15 protein-coding genes and 1 other RNA gene are annotated in these 20,679 nt (G+C 65.8%); 8 read left to right on the top strand and 8 right to left on the bottom strand.

Annotation, left to right across the window (positions count from 1 at the left end; all coding sequences use genetic code 11):
• The first annotated feature begins 191 nt into the window (after window positions 1–191).
• The 3 genes from pyk to ABQU90_RS09630 all read left to right on the top strand — a co-directional run bounded on the left by pyk (window position 192) and on the right by ABQU90_RS09630 (window position 3,624).
• Window positions 192–1,658, top strand: coding sequence for a pyruvate kinase (gene pyk, locus ABQU90_RS09640; RefSeq protein ID WP_055848745.1), 1,467 nt, complete (start codon window positions 192–194; stop codon window positions 1,656–1,658).
• A gap of 695 nt (window positions 1,659–2,353) precedes the next feature.
• On the top strand, window positions 2,354–3,358 hold the full coding sequence (locus tag ABQU90_RS09635) for a class I fructose-bisphosphate aldolase (protein WP_055848751.1): 1,005 nt from the start codon (window positions 2,354–2,356) through the stop codon (window positions 3,356–3,358).
• A 194-nt stretch (window positions 3,359–3,552) separates the two neighbouring features.
• Window positions 3,553–3,624: non-coding RNA, sX9 sRNA (locus ABQU90_RS09630), on the top strand.
• Between the two features lie 148 nt (window positions 3,625–3,772).
• Here ABQU90_RS09630 and ABQU90_RS09625 read toward each other — a convergent pair.
• The 4 genes from ABQU90_RS09625 to cobA all read right to left on the bottom strand — a co-directional run bounded on the left by ABQU90_RS09625 (window position 3,773) and on the right by cobA (window position 7,938).
• Window positions 3,773–4,312: an O-acetyl-ADP-ribose deacetylase gene (locus ABQU90_RS09625; RefSeq protein ID WP_055848754.1), complete on the bottom strand. Its 540-nt coding sequence runs from the start codon at window positions 4,310–4,312 to the stop codon at window positions 3,773–3,775.
• Between the two features lie 269 nt (window positions 4,313–4,581).
• The gene (locus tag ABQU90_RS09620) at window positions 4,582–5,088 is read right to left on the bottom strand and encodes a methyltransferase family protein (protein WP_055850303.1); all 507 of its coding nucleotides are present in this window, start codon (window positions 5,086–5,088) and stop codon (window positions 4,582–4,584) included.
• Between the two features lie 671 nt (window positions 5,089–5,759).
• On the bottom strand, window positions 5,760–6,719 hold the full coding sequence (gene cysK, locus ABQU90_RS09615) for a cysteine synthase A (protein WP_323522281.1): 960 nt from the start codon (window positions 6,717–6,719) through the stop codon (window positions 5,760–5,762).
• Between the two features lie 16 nt (window positions 6,720–6,735).
• A complete protein-coding gene (gene cobA, locus ABQU90_RS09610; RefSeq protein ID WP_323522282.1) occupies window positions 6,736–7,938 on the bottom strand; it encodes a uroporphyrinogen-III C-methyltransferase in 1,203 nt (400 codons plus the stop codon).
• 163 nt (window positions 7,939–8,101) lie between these two features.
• Here cobA and ABQU90_RS09605 point away from each other — a divergent pair, with 163 nt between their 5' ends.
• Together ABQU90_RS09605 and ABQU90_RS09600 are read left to right on the top strand one after the other, a co-directional pair.
• Window positions 8,102–9,082, top strand: a complete 981-nt coding sequence (locus tag ABQU90_RS09605) for a LysR family transcriptional regulator (protein WP_323522283.1) — start codon at window positions 8,102–8,104, stop codon at window positions 9,080–9,082.
• Window positions 9,083–9,092: 10 nt separating this feature from the next.
• A complete protein-coding gene (locus ABQU90_RS09600) occupies window positions 9,093–9,377 on the top strand; it encodes a hypothetical protein (RefSeq protein WP_323522284.1) in 285 nt (94 codons plus the stop codon).
• A 670-nt stretch (window positions 9,378–10,047) separates the two neighbouring features.
• Here ABQU90_RS09600 and ABQU90_RS09595 read toward each other — a convergent pair.
• Window positions 10,048–11,244 carry a sensor histidine kinase gene (locus tag ABQU90_RS09595; protein ID WP_161963934.1) on the bottom strand — a complete coding sequence of 399 codons (1,197 nt, stop codon included), beginning with the start codon at window positions 11,242–11,244 and terminating at the stop codon, window positions 10,048–10,050.
• A gap of 304 nt (window positions 11,245–11,548) precedes the next feature.
• On the opposite strand from ABQU90_RS09595, the gene ABQU90_RS09590 reads away from it, so the two are divergent.
• The 3 genes from ABQU90_RS09590 to ABQU90_RS09580 all read left to right on the top strand — a co-directional run bounded on the left by ABQU90_RS09590 (window position 11,549) and on the right by ABQU90_RS09580 (window position 15,918).
• Window positions 11,549–11,983: a DUF2946 family protein gene (locus ABQU90_RS09590; protein WP_323522285.1), complete on the top strand. Its 435-nt coding sequence runs from the start codon at window positions 11,549–11,551 to the stop codon at window positions 11,981–11,983.
• Between the two features lie 192 nt (window positions 11,984–12,175).
• Entirely contained in the window at window positions 12,176–14,179 is a 2,004-nt protein-coding gene (locus ABQU90_RS09585) for a TonB-dependent receptor (RefSeq protein ID WP_323522286.1), read from the top strand.
• Window positions 14,179–15,918, top strand: a complete 1,740-nt coding sequence (locus ABQU90_RS09580) for a PepSY-associated TM helix domain-containing protein (RefSeq protein ID WP_323522287.1) — start codon at window positions 14,179–14,181, stop codon at window positions 15,916–15,918. The genes ABQU90_RS09585 and ABQU90_RS09580 overlap by 1 nt, the downstream gene beginning before the upstream one ends.
• A 321-nt stretch (window positions 15,919–16,239) precedes the next feature.
• Here ABQU90_RS09580 and ABQU90_RS09575 read toward each other — a convergent pair whose 3' ends face one another.
• The 3 genes from ABQU90_RS09575 to ABQU90_RS09565 all read right to left on the bottom strand — a co-directional run bounded on the left by ABQU90_RS09575 (window position 16,240) and on the right by ABQU90_RS09565 (window position 20,624).
• Window positions 16,240–16,965 carry a phosphoadenylyl-sulfate reductase gene (locus ABQU90_RS09575; RefSeq protein ID WP_323522288.1) on the bottom strand — a complete coding sequence of 242 codons (726 nt, stop codon included), beginning with the start codon at window positions 16,963–16,965 and terminating at the stop codon, window positions 16,240–16,242.
• The gene (cysI, locus tag ABQU90_RS09570) at window positions 16,962–18,668 is read right to left on the bottom strand and encodes an assimilatory sulfite reductase (NADPH) hemoprotein subunit (protein ID WP_323522289.1); all 1,707 of its coding nucleotides are present in this window, start codon (window positions 18,666–18,668) and stop codon (window positions 16,962–16,964) included. The genes ABQU90_RS09575 and cysI overlap by 4 nt, the downstream gene beginning before the upstream one ends.
• Window positions 18,669–18,776: 108 nt before the next feature.
• A complete protein-coding gene (locus ABQU90_RS09565) occupies window positions 18,777–20,624 on the bottom strand; it encodes an assimilatory sulfite reductase (NADPH) flavoprotein subunit (RefSeq protein WP_323522290.1) in 1,848 nt (615 codons plus the stop codon).
• Window positions 20,625–20,679: the final 55 nt, after the last annotated feature.

Genomic DNA, 20,679 nt, shown 5'->3' with positions numbered 1-20,679 from the left:
GAACGCTCTTCACTGCCACCGGGTTAGGGTGGCGACCGCATCGCGTTGCCCAGTGCAACGCGTGCGTAAACGGACGTACTGTCCCGCACTGTCTGTAAGACATGCCGGAATAAGAGGGTGGCTATGCCGCAATGCCATCCTCGGTACGTGACGTGTGTGTTAAGTTTCGCGGCTTTTACAGGGAGGCCATCATGAAAGAACGTCAACGCCGCACCAAGATCCTCGCCACCCTCGGACCGGCAACGGACGCGCCCGGTGTGCTGGACGCTTTGTTCAAGGCGGGCGTCAACGTGGTGCGCCTCAACTTCAGCCACGGCGACCCGTCGGGCCAAGCCAAGCGCGCCGCCGAAGTGCGTGCCGCCGCTGCGCGCGCCGGTGCCGAAGTGGGCATCCTGGCCGACCTGCCGGGCCCGAAGATCCGTATCGAACGCTTTGCCGAAGGCAAGATCAAGCTGACCATGGGCGCGCGCTTCGACCTGGTGGCCGATGTCAATGCGCCGGCCGGCGACCAGAATCAGGTGGGCGTGAGCTACCTGGGTCTGCCGCAGGACGTGGTGGCCGGCGACGTGCTGCTGCTCGACGACGGCCTGGTGCAGTTGCAGGTCACCGACGTGCAGGGCGCGCGCATCGTCACCACCGTGCTCAACGATGGTGTGCTGTCCGACCGCAAGGGCTTGAACAAGCAGGGCGGCGGTCTGTCGCTGGGCGCGCTGACCGAGCGCGACAAGGAGCTGATCGGCATCGTCGCCAAGATCGGCGTGGACTTCATCGCGGTGTCGTTCTGCCGCAATGCGCAGGACATGCACGACGCGCGTCAGATCGCCCAGCAGCACGGCTGCGATGCGCAGCTGGTGTCCAAGATCGAGCGCACCGAAGCGATCGAAAATCTGGTCGAAATCGTCGAAGCCTCTGACGTGGTGATGGTGGCGCGCGGCGATCTGGGCGTGGAAATCGGCGATGCCGAATTGCCGGGTCTGCAGAAGAAGATCATTCGCGAGTCGCTGGCGCAGAACAAGGTGGTGATCACTGCCACGCAGATGCTGCAGTCGATGGTCGAAAGCCCGATCCCGACCCGCGCCGAAGTGCTGGACGTGGCCAACGCGGTCATCGACGGCACCGACGCGGTGATGTTGTCGGCCGAAACCGCCGCCGGCGCCTATCCGGTGCGCGCGGTGGAAGCGATGGCACGCATCTGCCTGGGTGCCGAGCACCAGTTCGAATTCGATACCGACTTTGAAGCGGCGCAACGCAACCTGCAGCGCGCCGATCAGGCGATCGCCATGGCGACCATGTTCCTGTCCGAGCACATCGGCCTGGGCGGCGTGGTGGCGTTGACCGAATCCGGCGGCACGCCGCGCTTCCTGTCGCGCTTCCGCTCCAATATGCCGATCTACGCCTTCACCCGTCACGATGGCGCGCGTCGCCAGATGGCGATGATGCGCGGTGTGTTCCCGATCAGCTTCGACAGCCGCGGCCTGACCCCGCGCGAAGCCGCACGTGCGGCCATCCGCCTGCTGGTGGAAAACGAGCGCATGGGCCCGGGCGACCGCGTGGTGTTCACCAGCGGCGAGCACATGGAAATGCACGGCGCCACGAACACGTTGCGCCTGCTGGAAGTGGGCGAAGACGGCCGCGCCACCGGTCTGGGCGAGCTGTAACGCACTGCCGACCCGCCGCGGACGTCGATTGACGTCCGCGGTGTGTTGAACAGCAAGCATCCTGTACGCGGCGGCCTTCGGGTCGCCGTTGTGCTGTGTGAGGTTTGATGAGTCAGGTGTGGTGGCGTGTCATGCACCGGTCTGCGCGCCGTGTGGCGTACGCACCGCGGGTGCGTTGCATGTCGCTGATCGCACACGGATTCCATCGTGCGTGGCTTGATTCAGCAGGCCTGGATCATCGGCGGCATCTGCTTGGCGGCCATCGCGCTCCAGATGCGGAGATGCTGCCGACAAAACGGCTGTCGCGCGGCACGTCTTCGTAGGGACACGACCTGCGCCTGTCCACGTATGGGCGTAATCGATCAACGTGGCAACCGCGATGCCAGCACGTTCGACGCACACGATTGTGCATGCAGATCGGATGTTCTACGCACGCTGCTGCGGTGATCGCGGCGCAAGTGCAGCGCTGCCTGCAACACAGCGGTGATGCATGCCGACGCGATGGCCGCATGCGCTTGTGCAAGCGTCGGCAACCACACACCACAGCGATGGCGCCTTGTGCAGCGCGATGCGAGCGACGCCACACATCCTGTCACGCAGGCAAGGTGTAATCGGTTGCAGGCATTCCGTGAAGGAATGTGTACGACTTTCGTCGCTATACTTTCGTTCTCCCCCGCAGCTGCCACAGGAACTACATGAGCATCGAACAGCTTGCCGAAACCGCCCAGGCCATGGTTGCCCCGGGCAAGGGCATCATCGCCATCGACGAGTCGACCAGCACAATCGCAAAGCGTTTTGCCAGCGTCGGCATCGAGAACATCGAAGAAAACCGCCGCGCTTACCGCGAACTGCTGCTGACCACGCCCAAGCTGAGCGATTACATCTCCGGCGCCATCCTGTTCGACGAGACCATCCGTCAGAAGACCAAGGACGGCGTGCCGTTCGCCAAGTACATGGCCGAGCACGGCATCATCCCGGGCATCAAGGTCGACAAGGGCGCGCAGCCGCTGGCCGGCATGCCGGGCGAACTGGTCACCGAAGGTCTGGACGGCCTGCGTGCACGTCTGGAGGAGTACTACACGCTGGGCGCGCGGTTCGCCAAGTGGCGTGCGGTCATCAACATCGGCGAAGACATCCCCTCCGGCACCTGCATCGAGGCCAATTCGCATGCGCTGGCGCGTTACGCCGCGCTGTGCCAGGAGCAGGGCCTGGTGCCGATGGTGGAGCCGGAAGTGATCATGGACGGCAGCCACGACATCGAGACCTGCTACGAAGTCACCGAAGCCACGCTGCGCTCGCTGTTTGGCGCGCTGTATGAGCAGAACGTCGTGCTCGAAGGCACCATCCTGAAGGCCTCTATGGTCATTTCCGGCAAGGGCTGCGAAGAGCAGGCCAGCGTCGAGGAAGTGGCCGAGTCCACCGTGATGTGCCTGAAGTCGACCGTGCCGGCGATCCTGCCGGGCATCGTGTTCCTGTCCGGCGGCCAGACCGACGAGCAGTCCACCGCGCACCTCAACGAAATGCACCAGCTCGGCAACCTGCCGTGGCCGCTGAGCTTCTCCTACGGCCGCGCGATGCAGCAGGCCGCACTGAAGCTGTGGGCCAAGGACATGACCGGCAACTTCGCCAAGGCGCAGCAGATCATCTATGAGCGCGCCAAGGAAAACGGCCTGGCCGCACTGGGCAAGTGGAAGGGCTGATCGAGTGATGGCGGCCGCAAGGCTGCATCGCCGGTAAGACCAGAACGCCGGTAGCGATGCCGGCGTTTTTTATTGGGTGTCGACGTGCGGGTTGACTGCGCCCAGGTGCGGGCCAGCTCTGCGCAACGCAGCCGCAACGCACAAAACACTGCGCCTTCGCCGGGCGGGTATGGCGGGCGGGTGCCTGGATCGGCATGCACCGGTGCGGGCACCGTAGTTCCTCGGCGCTGTGCGCACTCGCCTGACGCTCGCTCCGTTTGTCAGCCGCTCCTGGTGCGATCGGGCGAGCTGAGGCCGTGCATCAGGACTGCTGCACGGTAGTGGCGCGGTTGAAAGACGACGATGTGATTCCACTGACCGAAACGCAACGAGCGCCTTGCGGCGCTCGTCAGTGCAACCTGCATTGCGTAGCGATCAGGCGGCTGCGGTGTCCTGCGTTGCCAGTGCCTGCTGATACGCCTTGTAGGTCGCCTCGTTATAGGCCACCAGCACGATGTGCTTGGGCACCTTGTGCGAACGCTGCCAGTCACGGGTTTCGGTCACGGCAATCCGTGCGGCCTGGTACAGCGGGTAACCATAGATGCCGCAGCTGATGGCCGGGAACGCGATCGAATGCAGCATCATTTGCTCGGCAAGTTTGAGCGACTGCCAATAACAGTTGGCCAGTTGCTCCGGCTCGTTGTGCTTGCCGTCGCGCCACACCGGGCCCACGGTATGAAACACATGGCGCGCCTTCAGATCGAAGCCTTCAGTGATGCGGATTTCGCCGGTGGGGCAGCGTACGCCCGGGCGCACCTGCGGCAGCGCTTCACAAGCGTGCAGCAGACGTGGGCCGGCAGCACGATGGATGGCGCCATCGACGCCGCCGCCACCCAGCAGTGATTCGTTTGCGGCGTTGACGATGACGTCAACGTCGAGTTCGGTGATGTCGCCTTGCCAGACTTCGATTCTCATAGCGCGATAGTTATGGGATTTGAATGATGAACGCGTGATGGGGTCAGGCGTTGCGGAGCCCCACGCTAGGGCCCATTCATCTCACACGCTGCGACAGCCCACGACGGTGCCGGAGGCGCAGCAAAAGATCAGCCAGAATCGCGTTTTCGGACGAAACAGTCGCGGCAACGATTGGAAGAATTTATCGCTGGCGCCAGGGAGTTACCGGCGGCCCTGCCTGCCAAACCGCCGCCGCATTGCGCGACGCGGCGCGACCCGCGCGTTGCGCGTCAGAGCCAGCGGCGGACGCGCGTGCAGTACGCGGTGTAGGCGCGGCCGAATTCGGCGCGCAGGCGGCCTTCTTCGAACGGGATCAGGTAGAACTGCAGCGCCAGCCACGGCAGCGGCAGCAGCAGCACGCCCCACAGATAGCCCATCTGCACGGTCAGGCCCAGATAGCTCAGGATCAGGGCCAGATACATCGGATTACGGGTAAAGCGGTACGGCCCGGTCAGGACCAGCTGCGAGGGATGGCCGCTCGGCAGGATGGTGGTGCGACGGCGCGCGAACAGCACAAAGCAATTGATGGCCAGGGCCAAGCCCAGGCAGGCGACGATGCCGCCAAGCAGTTCGATCCAGGCCAACAGGTCGGGCGGCGGCAAGGGCAGATCGAACCGCCGTTGCAGCCAGGCGCCCAGGGCCAGCGTCGCAGCGAAGTGCACGGGCGACGTGATCTTCACCAGCCACGGCGCGCGTGCGCTGCGTGTGCCGCCGTGCCCATACGATTGCTTGCTCACCACACTCTCCCTGCAGAACGGCGGACATCCTAACGTTTCCTTGACAAGGAGGGGAGTGCATCCATCGCAATGCAATGTGTCGCGGGGGAACTGGGTAGGGCCGGAGACTTGGGTAGCCGGAAAGGGCGTTTCCGTCGCGGCTCGGTACGGTTGTGTGCTCTTTACAAGGCGTTGAGCGCTGCTCGTATGACGTGCATGCGCAATGCGGCGTCTTTCATCAGGCGAGGCCATGTTGCGGCGATCTATCAGCGGGCGCGTCGCCGTTTTCGATTGCGTGCCCGCCATCAGGGTGTGGCGGCGGGCACTCGCGGTACGGCCGCCGATGCGGCGGGCTGCGTGTGGCTGGCGGCGACGCGAACGCACTGCGGTGCTTGCCTGATGTGTTTTTCCCGGTTCGGCTGTGATTGTCTTTGCCGAAAAGCGCACGCAATCAGGTGCGCTGGGCGCTATTGCCATGGTGCGATTGCTTCGGCAACCGTGCCGCCCAGCATGGGTTCCGCAATGCACTGCAGGGTGCTCGATCGCAATGGCGATCCGGTTGTGCTCAGTCCGATGCCGCGATAAAACAAGCGGTGATGCGGGGGTCTGTCGATCGACTTCGCTTCCCCCGGTCCCAGAACAAAGAAGGCCGCGCTAAACGCGCGGCCTTTCCGTGCCAACCAACCGTCTGCTCAGGGCAGGCCAGCCAGCCAATCGTCATCCGAGCCTTCATTGATGTCGGCGAACAGCGGGGTGGAGAAGTAGCGCTCGCCCGTATCGGGCAGCATCGCCAGGATGACCGCGCCGGGTGCGGCAGACTCGGCCACGCGCAGCGCCGTGGAGACGGTGGCACCGCCGGAGATGCCGGTGAAGATGCCTTCTTCGGCGGCCAGGCGGCGCGCGATGGTGATCGCATCGCTGTCTTCCACGCTCAGGACTTCGTGTGCGACCTCGCGATTGAGCACCTCGGGGATGAAGTCCGGGGTCCAGCCCTGGATCTTGTGCGGCTTCCAGTCCTGGCCTTGCAACAGCGCGGCGCCGGCTGGTTCGCTGGTGGTGATGCGCACTTCCGGGCGGGCAACGCGTAGCACTTCGCCCACGCCGGTGAGCGTGCCGCCGGTGCCCCAGCCGGTGACGAAATGGTCCAGCCGGTGGCCGGCGAAGTCGCGCAGGATTTCGGCAGCGGTGGTGTTGCGGTGATAGGCCGGGTTGGCCGGATTGGCGAACTGGCTGGCCAGGAACCAGCCATGCTGCTCGGCCAGTTCCTTGGCCTTGCGCACCATGCCGCTGCCGCGCTCGGCGGCCGGGGTCAGGATGACCTTGGCGCCATACGCGCGCATCAGCTTGCGGCGCTCGATGGAGAAGGTTTCCACCATGGTGGCGACGAACTTGTAGCCGCGCGCGGCCGCCACCATCGCCAGTGCCACGCCGGTGTTGCCGGAGGTGGCTTCGACGATGGTATCGCCGGGTTTGAGCAGGCCACGCTGCTCGGCGTCGAGGATGATCGCCAGCGCCAGGCGGTCCTTGACCGAGCCGCCCGGATTGAACGCCTCGACCTTGACGTACAAGGTGACGTTGTCCGGGGCGAGGCGGTGAAGTTTGACCACCGGGGTGCGGCCGATGGTGTCGAGGATGTTGTCGTACAGGGCCATGGGGTCTCCGTCGAATTCAGGCTGCGTGGGCGAGTGTGGGCGTGTCGGGCGTTGCGATGGGTGAGTGTGGCAGCGGCGCGCTGAGCGGTGCAGCGCCGAACCAATGCAGTGTCGGCGCGAGCGCGGTCACTTCGCCCAGGATCAGCAGAGCGGGCGCCTGCACCTTGAACTGCCGTGCGCTGCTGGCCAGGGTGGCGAGCGTGCCGGTAATCACCCGCTGCTGCGGGCGCGAGCCGTTTTCCACCAGGGCGAATGGCGTGGTGGGCGCGCGGCCGGCCTGCAGCAGGCGCTGCTGGATACCGTCCAGGCCCGCCACGCCCATGTAAAAGGCCAGCGTCTGGCGCTCCTGGCCCAGCGCGTGCCAGTCCAGCGTGTCCAGCGAATCCTTGCAGTGCGCGGTGATCAGGCGCAGCGATTGCGCGTGATCGCGATGGGTGAGCGGGATGCCGGCATAGGCCGCGCAGGCGACCGCGGCGGTGATGCCGGGGACCACCTGAAAGCCGATGCCGTGTGCGCGCAGGAATTCCAGTTCTTCGCCGCCACGGCCGAACACGAACGGGTCGCCGCCCTTCAGCCGAACCACCCGGCGCCCGGCGCGGGCGTGTTCCAGCATCAGCGCATGGATCTGTTCCTGGCGGGTGCTATGGCCTTGCGCGGCCTTGCCGACTTCCACACGCACTGCGCCGCGGCGGGCCAGTTGCAGGATCTGCGGGCTGACCAGACGGTCGTACAGCACCACCTCGGCCTGCCGGAGCGCGCGCACCGCGTGGCGCGTGAGGAGGCCGGGATCGCCAGGGCCGGCACCGACCAGGGTCACGCTGCCGGGGGAGAGCGGCGCGACACCTACCTGCGGCGCGGGGGAGGGCGCTGGCGCAGTTGCGGATGCGGCCGGCGCTGCGCTGTGGGTCAGCAAGCGCTGGCTGCTCGCTGCGGCGCGCAGCGCATCGTTGTGTTCCGGCTGCTCGCTGGCGGCGATGGTGAGCCAGACGGGGGTATCGGGCAGCGCTAGCCAGGCGGGGTCGAAGTAGCCGGGCAGCCATCGAAGCCGGCCAGCCCGCGCCCACTGCTGCAACTGTGGGGTCAGTTGCGGGGCGCCAACCAGCGGCAGCGCCCCGGCCTGCAGCAGGTTGGCGGTGGCGCGTTCGGCATCGGCACCGCCACCGACCACCAGGACGGCACGGCCACGCAGGTCGGCAAGGAGCGGGAACGCAGAAGTCACGGACCGGGGCATCGAAAGGGAGGGCCAGACCGTAACGCCGGCTTATAGCCGTCGGAAATGACTTCATGCGCCCTAAAAATAGCGTTCGGTTATAAGCTGGGCCGCAGAACTCCTCTACAGTCCAAGTCCTTGTGGCGCCTCGCGCTTTTTTGGACATAAGCCCATGACGCTGACCCAACTTCGCTACCTGGTGGCCATCGCCGATGCCGAGCTGAACATCACGCTGGCGGCAGCGCGTGTGCACGCGACCCAGCCCGGCCTGTCCAAGCAGCTCAAGCAGCTGGAAGACGAGCTGGGCTTTCTGTTGTTCGTGCGCAAGGGACGCAGCCTGGACGCGGTGACGCCGGCCGGGGTGGAAGTGATCGAGCGGGCACGCGCGGTGCTGTCGGAAGCCAACAACATCCGCACCTACGCCGCCAACCAGCGCCGCGAAAGTCAGGGCCAGCTGACCCTGACCACCACCCACACCCAGGCGCGCTTCGTGCTGCCGCCGGCGGTGGCGCAGATCAAGCACGCCTACCCGCAGGTGAGCGTGCATCTGCAGCAGGCCGCCGAAAGTGCGGCGCTGGATCTGCTCAGCCAGGGCGATGCGGATATTGCCGTGGTCAGCACCGCCGGCGGCGAGCCGAGTGCCGGCATTGCGGTGCCGCTGTACCGCTGGCGGCGGCTGGTGGTGGTGCCGCGCGGGCATGCGCTGGACACGCGGGTGGCACCGGACATGCAGGCGCTATCCGAGCACCCGCTGATCAGCTACGAATCGTCCACCCGACCGGGCTCGTCGCTGCAGCGGGCGTTTGCGCAGGTCGGGCTGGAGCCGAGCATCGCGCTAACTGCGCTGGATGCGGACCTGATCAAGACCTATGTGCGCGCCGGGCTCGGTGTGGGGTTGGTGGCCGAGATGGCGGTCAACGCTCAGGACGAAGATCTGCGTTCCTGGCCGGCGCCGCCGCCGATCGCCGAGTGCATCGCCTGGGCGGTGCTGCCGCGCGACCGCGTGCTGCGCGACTACGCGCTGGATTTGGTGCATGTGCTGGCGCCGCAGATCGACAAGCGCGACCTGCGCCGTGTACTGGACGGCAATCAGGCGCCGAACTGGCCGCTGCCGCCGACCTGGGAATCGCTGACCCAGACCATCACCAGTTGAGCGCTAGACGATGACAAAGCCAGTACGCCCGTCGCTCAGCAGACTGTGGTCGCCCGAACCCGATGGCGGCATGTCGTTGCAACTGTCGGCAAACATCGACGGACGCGAGCACGCCATGCTGACGGTGCTGGCCGACCCGCACGACGAATCGCTGTGGGTAGCGCTGCAGGCCGGCGCAACGCCGGTGCAGATTCCGCTGGCCGTGTTGCGTCAGCTGCTGGAAGTGGCGGCCGAGGACGTGCATTCGGCGGCGTGGTTTGCGCAGCAGGGGGATGAGGCCGGGATTGGAGATTAGGCAGTCGGAATTCGTAACAGCGGTTTCTGCCACGTCGTCGTGGTGCGCTGGGTGTGTTGCGTGCTGTTGTTGTCGTGTCCGCTAATGCGAATTGCATGTTGCACTGCAGCGTAGAGTGGCCCGCAAATCCTCTTTGCAATCAATGCCATGCAAGCGCTGGTCGATGCGCTGCGCGTGTTGCTGTCGGTGATTCTCCCTACACGTGTCAGGGCCGCCTTAGCCGCGTTGTCGGCACCCATCAAGTTGGGCGCGGCGCTGTCGTAAACCCTTATAGCAACCATGACGCGACACTTCGGACGTCTAGGGGTGGACGGCGCAGGACCGGCGATGCAGGTATCGCTTCACCGGTGTGATCAGTGGTGTCGTCGAAAGGTTGCTAGCGCTGTCGCATCACTGTTGCGCGAGGCTGCGCACACAGCGCGGCTGGCGCACCCGGGTCCCTGGGGAGAGGCCTGGCGTGTTTGGCGGCGGATCCGGGTCGGGAGCTCGGGTCCGCCTTTTTTTTGCCGATTTTTCGCCGAAACAATCGCAGCACGCGTCGGCGGCCGAGCTGGGTTGGCCGCTCTTGGCGAGCGCCGGATACTCGAATCAACGCCTGTGAAGCGACGTGCGCCAAGCCTGCTGCACAGCTGCGCGGTCGCACATCGCCACGCAGTTGCGCGCGACTGCGTCAGGCCAACGGAATGCGAACCGAAAAACAGGTCCCGCCTTCCGAACGTGGCCGTACCTTCACCTCGCACCCTAGCGTCTCGGCGGTGCGGTGCACGATCCATAGCCCGATGCCCAGGCCGTCGCTGCGCGGGTCGGCCTGGCGAAACGCCTGGAAGACCTGCTCGGGCTGCTCGAGATTCAGGCCGATGCCGCTGTCGATGATTTCAACCACCGCATAGCCGGGCCGGCGGCGGGTGCCGACCAGCACGCGTCCACGCTCGGTGTATTTGATCGCGTTGCCGACCAGATTGCCGATCAAGGTGGTCAACAACGTCGGGTGGCTGCGCACGCGCAGCGAGGTCGGTACGTGGCGCAGCGACAGGCACTTGTCGATGGCCGGCTGGCGCCAGACGCCGAGCACCGAATGCAGCACGTCTTCCAGCTGCAGCGGCTGCAGATCCGGCATGGCGGACTTGCTTGCGGCGGCCAGCGTGGCCAGTTCGTCCAGGCTGCGACCGACCAGGCTGATCGCGTCGCGCGCAGTCACCAAGGTCGGGATGGAATCGACGTTGGCATGCCGACGCATCTTGTCGATGGCGTAGGCAGCGGTGCGCAGCGGAGTCTTCAGATCGTGCCCGGCAATGGCCATCAGCCGGCTGCGATAGCGGTCGGATTCTTCCGCGATCAGCAGCGCACGGCGCAATTCCAGCTGCGCCATGGTCTGGCGCGCGAGCGCGCGCAGCGCCTCGACCTGTTCGTCGGTGAGCTTGCGCGGCTGCCGGTCGAGGACGCAGACGGTGCCTAACGGCAGGCCGTCCGGCGTCTTCAACAGCGCACCGGCATAGAAGTACAGCGGCGCTTCGCCGGTCACCAGCGGGTTGCGCGAAAAACGGATGTCTTCGCGCGTGTCGGGCACCACCAGCACGTCGCTGTCGAGCAGCGCATGCGCGCACATCGACTTGAACAGCGGCGTCTCGCGCTCGCCCATGCCGAGCTCGCTCTTGAACCACTGGCGGTCGGCGTCCACCAGACTGATCAGGGCGATCGGGGTCTGGCAGATGATCGACGCCAGCCGGGTGATGTCTTCGAAGGCGGCCTCGCGCGGCGTATCGAGGATGCCGTAGCTGCGCAGGGCCTGGAGGCGCAGCGCCTCGCTGGGCGGTTTGGGCGCGCAGGGAAGTGGCTCAGCCGCTGGATCGGACAGGACAGTACTCATGCGCGCGCTGGATGAATGGGATGACGTCCAAGCATAGGGCATGGCGACGCCTCCCACGCGCGCGGTCTTATACGCACCGGTAGAACTGTGACTGCCGGCCTGGACAATGGGGCGGCAGTGATATTCAGGTGATGGGCTGCGCTTCATCGACTCGGCCGTGGCGATGGCTGATGGGGCGCAGGTCGACAGGCGTCAGCGTGCGATGCCGGTCCGCCCGGACGCCTGCACGGGTTTGGGTGCGACATCCGGTCGCGCATTGGCCGCTCCCATCGCTCCTGCCGACATGGCGGCTTACACTGCGGCGATGCACGCGCTTCATCGCCATCGTCTATTGCACCTGCTCGCCTGCCTGGCAGTGGCGCTGATGCTGTTGGCGCCGTTGATCAGCCGCTGGAGCCAGGCGCGCATGCTCGAGCCGATGTGCATGAGCGGCCCGGCGCTTAGCACCAGCGCTGCAGTGCATGCGAGCCACGCGCCTGCGCAAGCGCACAGCGCAGTGCCTCGGGATCACGGCATGCCCGGCGCCCCGCAACGCGCCGGCGACCATGACGCCGCGCTGCATGGCGAAGCCTGCGACTACTGCATGTTGGCCGCGCGCCTGCTGCCCTGGCTGGCACTGCTGGTGCTGTGTCTGTTGCAGCGACGCCCGGTGCCGATGCCGCTGCCCGCCGCGGTGCGGGCATGGTCGGCCTTGCGCTGGACCGCCCTTGGAGCGCGTGGGCCACCGTTGTACGCCTGAGCCTTGCCCCGTTGCGGGCGTCCGTTCTGCTGCAGCCTGTCTGCGCCTGATGCGTTGGCGTGCCTGTGCGCACTCGATGGACGACGCATTCTTTGAATGAAGCCGGTGCTTGCCCTTTGGGGGCGGCGCACGGCGGCATTGCCGTGGTGTCGCGGCAAAGGGTTGGTCATGCGGTTACGGTTGTTGAAAACGATGTGGTACGCGCCTTCGTTGGCGCTGGTGTGCGGTCAAGCCTGCCAGGTGCAGGCGCAGGATGCGGCATTGACGCTGGGCAAGGTGCAGGTGAGCGAGCACGTGCAGCGCACGCCAAGTACCGCGCGCGTGCTGAGTTCGGTGGACGTGATCGGTGGTGCGCTGCTGCACGATCAGCACGTGGATTACAGCTGGGAACTGCTGATGCGCGCGCCCGGCGTGCAGGTGACCCAATTCCGCATGGGCACCGATGCAGGGCGGTTTTCGTTCCGTGGCTTCAACGGCGAGGGGCGGATCAACGCGGTCAAGCTGCTGATCGACGGTATCCCCAGCAACGACAACGCCGGTGGCATGCCCTATCTGGATGCGGTGTTTCCGCAGGACATCAGTGCGATCGAAATCGTGCGCGGCACCAACGATGCGCGGTATGGCTTGAACGCCATCGCCGGCAGCGTGGATGTGCTGACCCGCACCGGTGGCAACGATGGCCGCCTCAGCGTCACCGCGGGCAGTTTCGGTGCGCGCGAAGTGCAGCTGGGCAAGGGTGTCGAGCGGGGCCCGTGGAGCCAGAACTATGTGCTGGCCTGGCGCGATTCCGATGGCTATCGCGCGCACGCCGATGCGCGCAAACGCAGCGTCGCCGGCAAGTGGTTCTATACCGACCCGGATGGCGCCTTCCGTGCCGGGCTGACCACGCGCTACTACGACAATCGCGCGCTGGAGGCGGGGTATCTGGATGCGGCCAGTGCGCGAGCGGCGCCGCGCAGTTCGCCGGCCTATGCGCAGGACGATCGCAGCGAGCGCCGTGTGCGTCAGACCGCATTGCATGCCGATGGCACGCTGGGCGCGGATGCGCAGTGGAGCGCAAAGGCTTATCAGAACGACTACCGCAATCAACGCTGGGTCCGTTTTTCCGCCGCCGGCCTGCAGCAGGAGCGCGATACCGATGAAACCCATCGCGGCGTGCTGCTGCGTGGCAACTGGCAGCCCGACTGGGGCGTGTGGAATGCGGCGCTGGAAGCCGGTGCGGATGCGCAGTGGCAGGACAACCGGTCGCAGCGCTACCGCACCGTCGCACGCGTGCGCGGCGCGCAACTGCGCGACTGGAACTACGATCTGCACACCCAAGGTGCCTATGTGCAGGCGGTGCTGAGCCCGGTCGACCGTTTGCAACTGGTGCCGGGATATCGCATCGATCGTGTCGATGGCACCTTGCACGACCTGCTGGCCGGTGTCTGGGCGCCGACCTACGACTACGGCACCATCAAGCAACCCAAGTTCAGTGCCAGCTACCGTGTGGGCGAACAGAGCAGCGTGTACGCCAACTGGGGACGCACCTTCCAGATCGGCAGTGGCGATGGTGCCTACCGTCGCCAGCCGGGCAATCTCGGGCCATCGATCAACGATGGCTGGGAAGCCGGTTTCAAATTCGCCCCGTCGGCACTGCTGGATGGGCGGGTGGCGTATTGGGAACAACGTGCCTCCGGCGAGGTGGCCACCATTCTCGGTGTCAATGGCGTGGCCGGCATCGGCGATGTGGCCAACGTCGGCCGGACGCTGCGGCGTGGGTGGGATGCGCAACTGAACCTGCAGCCTGCCGAGCATTGGCGTGCCTGGATGTCGTATTCGCGGCAGAAGGCCAGCATCGCCACGCCCGATCCCAGCGCGCCGGCCACGCGTGGCAAGGAGATCGAGAACGTGCCGCACTGGTTGGCCACGGCGGGTCTGGAGTGGCAGGTGAGTGCAGCCGTGCAGCTCAGCGCCTGGGGCAATGCGCAGGGCGATTACTACCTGGAGCGCAGCAATACCCTGGGTCGCACCGGCGGCTATGCCTTGCTCAATCTTGGCGCGCGCTGGAACGTGGATGCGCGTAATGCGCTCAGCGTGCAATTGCGCAATGTCACCGATCGCGCCTATGTGTACGCGTGGTACGACAGCGGTAGTTCCGGCTATTCGCCAGGCGATGGCCGCGCGCTGTCGGTGTCCTGGGATTGGAGTTTCTGATGCGGACACGCACAAGCACTACCAGCGTCGACGTACCGCAGCCGGATGGCCGCTGGCGGTTCTATCGGGCCGTGTGGCGCTGGCATTTCTATGCCGGGCTGCTGGTGCTGCCTTTCATCATCTGGCTGGCGCTGACCGGCGCGGCGTTTCTGTATCAGGACGCCATCGATCGCACCGTGCACCACGGCTTGAAAGTGGTGCCGGTGGGTGCGGCGCGCGCGTCCGCACAGCAACTGGTGGAGGTGGCGCAGCGCGAGGAGGGTGGGACGTTGTTCCGCTACACCACGCCCAAACGTGCCGATGCCAGTGCCGAGATCGGCCTGGTGGACGCGCATGGCACCCGCACGGTGGTGTATGTGGACCCGTATCGCGTGCGTGTGCTGGGTCGCTTGCCCGAGCACGGCACGCTGGCCTGGACGATTCGCCGACTGCACAGTCTGGAGTTGATCGGCCCGTTTGCACAGGGGCTGATCGAAATGGCGGCGGGGTGGGCGATCGTGCTGGTGCTTACGGGTGTGTACCTGTGGTGGCCGCGCGGGCGGCGTGGTGGTGTGCTCAACGTCCGTGGCACGCCGACGCAGCGGCTGTTCTGGCGCGACCTGCACGCGGTGACCGGCGCCGGTGTGGGTGCGATCCTGTTGTTTCTGGCGCTGAGCGGCATGCCGTGGTCGTGGCTGTGGGGCGCGCAGGTCAATCGCTGGGCCAACGGGCATGATTTTGGGTATCCGGCCGGGCTGCGTGTGCAGCAGCCGATGTCGGAGCAGCGCCTGACCGACAGTGGCGAGCCCGCGTGGTCGCTGCGGCAGGCGCGGTTGCCGGAATCTGCTGTGCCTGTGCCTGCTGCGCTGGATGAGCGATTGCATGACGGACAATCGGGTGGGCCGCACGCGGCTGCAGTGCGTGCGGCCCACCCGCACCCCAACCCCCGACCCGCGCTAGCAGCGTGGGCGCTCCAAGGCACGCGCGCCAGTGGCGCACAAACAGTGCTTTCTCGCCCCGAGGAGAGAGGGGCTAACTTCGACCATGCTCATGCACAGCATTCGGAACATTCGGAACATTCGGATCACTCGCAGCATTCGGATCACTCAGAACATTCAGCTCACTCAGAGCATTCGGAACACTCACAGCATTCGGCGCACTCAGAACATTCAAGCCAGTCAGAATATTCAGTCCATTCAGCGCACGGTGGCGTCGGCAGTGTCGCTGCGCCGGGGATGGGCGCGATTGGTCTGGATGCGGCGATGGCGCGGTTCGATGCGCTCGGTATTGCGTCGGGCTATAGCGTGTCGCCGCCGCGTGGCGTGCGCGGTGTCTATACCGCGACGGTGTATCCGGCCGATCTGCAGCAGCAGCGGGTGATCCATCTGGATCAGTACAGCGGTGCGGTGCTGCTGGACATGGGATACCGCGATTACGGGCCGGTGGCCAAGACGCTGGAATGGGGCATCAATGTGCACCTGGGGCAGCAATACGGCACCGCCAATCAGCTGATCCTGCTGCTGGCGTGCGCGTTGATCGTGCTGTTGTGCGTCAGTGCCGTGGTGATGTGGTGGAAGCGGCGGCCGGTGGGTGGCTTGGGCGTGCCGCCGTTGCCCGCCGACCCACGCACCCTGCGCGGGTTGCTAGTGCTGCTGGTGCTGTGCGGATTACTCTTTCCGCTGGTCGGGCTGTCGTTGTTGCTGATGTGGTTGTTCGATCGTTATTGGATGCAGCGCGTGCAAGCGAATGCCGTGGCGTGATGCGATGGCTGCGCGTGTCGCTATCGCTGCACATGTAGCGATTGCATCTCTCAGCCGCTGTAGCTGTAGCTACAGCTCACGTCGATGTCGTCTGTGTTCGCGGCGCTGGGACCAGCATGGCCGCGCTCTTCGGTAAAGAGCACGCCTGTCTAGATCCTGCGATCTTGCTGCAACGACGGCGCGATGCGCCGCACGTGTTACGGCCACCACAGCCCACCAGAAAGATCGCCAGGCGTTGCGCTGTCTGCCACGCTCACAGCACGCTGAAACAAGACATGTTGCATCGCGACGCTTTACAAAGCGCGCGATGCGCAGCTCAACTCAGATGTCCTCGTGAATCCCGCACTCGCGCTTGAGGCCGAAGAAGCGGGTGTCTTCTTCGCGCATGCCCGGTTCCCAGCGGCGGGTGGTGTGGAAGTCGCCGATCGAGACGTAGCCCTGTTCCCACAGTGGGTGATAGGGCAGGTCGTGCGCCTGCAGGTATTGCCACACATCGCGGTCGGTCCAGTCGGCGATCGGGCTGATCTTGTAGCGGTCGCCACGCTTCTGCACGATTGGCGTCTGTGCGCGTCCGCCGGATTGGCTACGGCGCAGGCCGGTGAACCAGGTGCCGACGTCGAGCTCGTCCAGTGCTCGGCGCATCGGCTCGACCTTGCGCAGGTTGTTGTACTGGTCGATGCCGACCATGCCCTGTTCCCACAACCGGCCATGGCGCGCTTCCATCCAGGCGCGGCTGACCAGCGGGCGATACACCTTGAGATTGAGTTTGAGCCGATCGGTCAACGCGTCGGCAAAGCGATAGGTTTCCGGAAACAGATACCCGGTGTCGATCAGGATCACCGGAATGTCCGGGCGCTGCCGGGTGAGCAGATGTAGCGTCACCGCCGATTGCGCGCCGAAGCTGGACGACAGCGCGACGTCCTGCGGGCCATGTTCTAGGGCCCACGCCACGCGTTCGTCGGCACGCAGGGTTTCCAGGTGTGCGTTGAGCGCGTCCAGATCGTCCAACGCGGAAAAGGTGATCGATGCGACAGGCAGCGCGGTCATGCGAGCAATTCCAGGTCGAGGTGACGGTGCGTGGGGTAGGGCGGCAGGGCGATCAGGCCGCTGCGGTGCAGGAAATCGCCAAAGCCTTCATCGCTGGTTTGGTCGCGTTCTGCGGCGTAACGGGCCAGTAGTGGCTCCAGCGCGGCCAGGATCTCTGCTTCAGTGATGTTTTCGCGATACAAGGTGTTGAGCCGCTGGCCGCGACGGTCGCCGCCCAGCATCAGGTTGTAGCGACCAGGCGCCTTACCCACCAGTGCGATCTCCGCCAGATATGGACGCGAACATCCATTGGGGCAACCGGACAGGCGCAGCACGATCGGGGTGTCGGCCAGGCCGTGCTGCTGCAACAACGGCTGCAGCGCAGCGCTGAAATCGGGCAGATAGCGCTCGGCTTCGGCCATCGCCAGACCGCAGGTCGGCAGTGCCACGCAGGCCATCGCGCCGCGTGCCAAGGCGGTGCCGGCATGGTTGCCCGCATCCAGCGCGTACTGCGCAGCCAGCGCATCGATCTGCGCGCGCTGCTCTGCAGGTACGCCGGCGATGACCAGGTTCTGGTTAGGCGTCATCCGGAACTCGCCCACGTTCAACTGCGCAATCGCGCGCAGCCCGCTCAAATGCGCGGCGGTGTCGGTGTCGGCAATGCGGCCGGCAGGCAGCGACAGGGTCAGATGCCACAGGCCGTCTTCGCCTGCGACCCAGCCATAGCGGTCGCCGTTGTGGTCGAAGGCGAACTGCCGTGCAGGCTGCAACGAAAAACCGGCACGGCGTTGGATCTCGGCCACGATGGTGTCCAGACCGTGATCGTCGATGGTGTACTTGAAGCGCGCGCGCTTGCGCACTGCGCGATTGCCGAAGTCGCGCTGCGTGGTGACCACGGCGGTTGCGAGCTCCAGCAACTGATCGCGGGTGATAAACCCGATGACGTTGGCCACGCGCGGCCAGGTCTCCGCATCGCCATGGCTGGCGCCCATGCCGCCGCCGATGCTGACGTTGTAGCCGAGCAGCTCGCCGTCGCGCAGGATGGCGATGAAGCCCAGATCATTGGCAAACACGTCTACGTCGTTGAGCGGCGGTGCGGCGAAGCCGATCTTGAACTTGCGCGGCAGATACCGGTCGCCGTAGATCGGCTCGTCTTCGCTGCCGGAACCGGATACGCGTTCTTCGTCCAGCCAGATTTCGTAGTACGCACGCGTGTTGGGTAGCAGATGCTCGGACACGCGCGCGGCATCGGCGTACAACGTGGCATGCGCCTGCGACAACAAGGGGTTCGCCGCCACCTGCACATTGCGATTGACGTCGCCGCACGCCGCCAGCGTATCGACCAAGGTGGCGTTGATCGCCTGCATGGTCGCCTTGAGTTCGCGCTTGATCACGCCATGGAACTGGAACGCCTGGCGCGTGGTGATGCGCAGCGAATGGTTGGCGTACCGGGTGGCGATGCCATCCAGCGCCAGCCATTGGCTGGGCGAAATCACCCCGCCCGGCGTGCGCGTGCGGATCATGAACTGATACGCCGGCTCGAGCTTCTGCCGACGCCGCTCATCACGGATATCGCGATCGTCCTGCTGGTAGCTGCCGTGGTACTTGATCAGCGTCTGATCGTCCTCGCGCAGCGCCCCGGTGATCGGATCGGCCAGGCTCTGCTCCAGCGACCCGCGCAGACGGCGGCTTTCGGATTTGATGTCTTCGACAGAGTGGCTCATGGGAATCGGGAATGGGGAATAGGGAATGGTAAAAAGCGGCTTGGTCTGCCAGGAAAAGTCAGGTGAGGGCTGTACCAATTCCCGATTCCCCACTCCCGATTCCCGGCACTAATAAACATCGCGCGCATACCGTCCCTCCACCTGCAGCTGAGTGAGATATGCGGCGGCGTTTTCGGCGCTGCGGGCGCCGTGGGTGGTGACGATGTCCAGCAATACGGCGTGCACATCCTTGCCCATGCCGATGGCGCCACAGACATAGAGATGCGCGCCGCCCTGCAGCCAGGCGTAGACCTCGGCGCCGCGTTCGCGCAGGCGGTGTTGCACGTAGATTTTTTCGGCATGGTCGCGCGAGAACGCCAGGTCCAGCGCGTGCAACTCGCCGCGTTGCAAGGCCTGCTGCCACTCGGCCTGATACAGGAAATCGGTATTGAAATGCTGGGCGCCGAAGAACAGCCAGTTACGGCCTTTGGCGCCGGTTTCGGCGCGTTCCTGCACAAAGCCGCGGAACGGCGCCACGCCGGTGCCCGGGCCGATCATCAGGATGTCGCGGTCCGCGTCGGCGGGCACGCGGAAGCGGGTGTTAGGTTCGATGTAGACCGGGGCGGTATCGCCTTCGGCAAGCGCGGCGAGAAAGCCGCTGGCCGAACCCAGGTGCGCATGCCCGTGCGCCTGATAGTTGAGTTCATCCACCGCCAGATGCACTTCATCGCCCACGCGCTTGCGGCTGGAGGCGATCGAATACAGCCGCGGAGTGAGCGGGCGCAGCGTGTCCAGCAGGCTGGCGTGGTCCCAATCCGCCGGCCAGCGTCGCAGCACGTCGATCACTTGATGATCGGAGAGCAACGACGCCAGGCCGGCAGTCTGGGTGGGGGTGAGCAGCGCCTGCAGGTCGTCTGCGCGTGCGCGCTCGGCATGGGCGGTGAGGAACGGCCGCGACAGCTTGGTCAGTTCGCGCCGGGTGGTCAGCCACTCGTTCAAGGCCAGAGTTTCTTCGCCGACGGTGACCGCGGCATGACCATCCAGCTGCAAGGTCTGCAGTACCGCATCCACCAGCGCGGGCGGATTGCGATGACGGATGCCCAGGGCATCGCCGGGTTCGTAACTCAGGCCGCTGCCTTCCAGCGAAAATTCCAGATGCCGCACGCGCTTGCCGGGCTGCGCATAGACGCGAAAGCCCGGGCCCTTGAAGTCGCGCCCGCTGATGATCTGGTTGGCCAGCAACTCGGCAGCAAACGGATGCTGGTGCGACCACACCGGCGCCACCGGATTGCTGCGCAGCGGCGTGACCGTGGCCGAGTGGGGAGCGCTCTTGAGCTGCTCGCGCGCATGCTTGAGCGCTTGCGCGCGCCACGGGTCGGCGATGCTGTCGATGTCCAGGTCGGCTTCGCCGCGCGGCTGCACACGGCTGGCGCCGAGCTCGGCCAGGCGGTCGTCGATGCGCCGCGCAATGCCGCAAAACTCCGCATAACTGGAATCGCCCAGGCCCAGCACCGCGTACTTGAGTTCGGGCAGCTTGGGCGCGCGGCGGCCGGTCAGGAATTCGACCAGGCCGATCGCATCGTCCGGCGGGTCGCCTTCGCCCTGGGTGCTGATCACCACGTACAACAGGCGTTCGTTAGCCAGTTCGCGGGTGGGGTAGGCATCGGCGCGCAGCAACCGCACGCTCAGCCCGGCGGCCTCGGCATCGGCGGCCAGCTGCTCGGCCTGGCGGCGCGCATTGCCGGTCTGGCTGCCGTACACCACGGTCAGGCGCTGGCTGTCCTGCGCGGCGGCCTGCGGTTGCCCGCCTGGCAGCACCGCCAGCGAGCGCGGCGGATGACCCTGTGCCAGCCCGGCGGTGTAGCCGGACAGCCACCACAGCGCGGCAGTATCCAGGCCGTCGACCAACCGTTCCAGCAGCGCCTTGCGCTCGTCGGGCAAGGGGCTGGGCGGTAGCGCGGAACTGGCGGCGGTCATTCGGATCCAGGGGCGGGGATTGGATGAACGATGTTAGGGAAGCGTTCGCTGGTCC

Source organism: Xanthomonas sp. WHRI 10207 (assembly GCF_040202975.1).
In the GTDB taxonomy this organism is placed as follows: domain Bacteria; phylum Pseudomonadota; class Gammaproteobacteria; order Xanthomonadales; family Xanthomonadaceae; genus Xanthomonas.
Note: the sequence above shows the minus strand (reverse complement) of the source record. Positions and strands in the feature narration are given on the sequence as shown.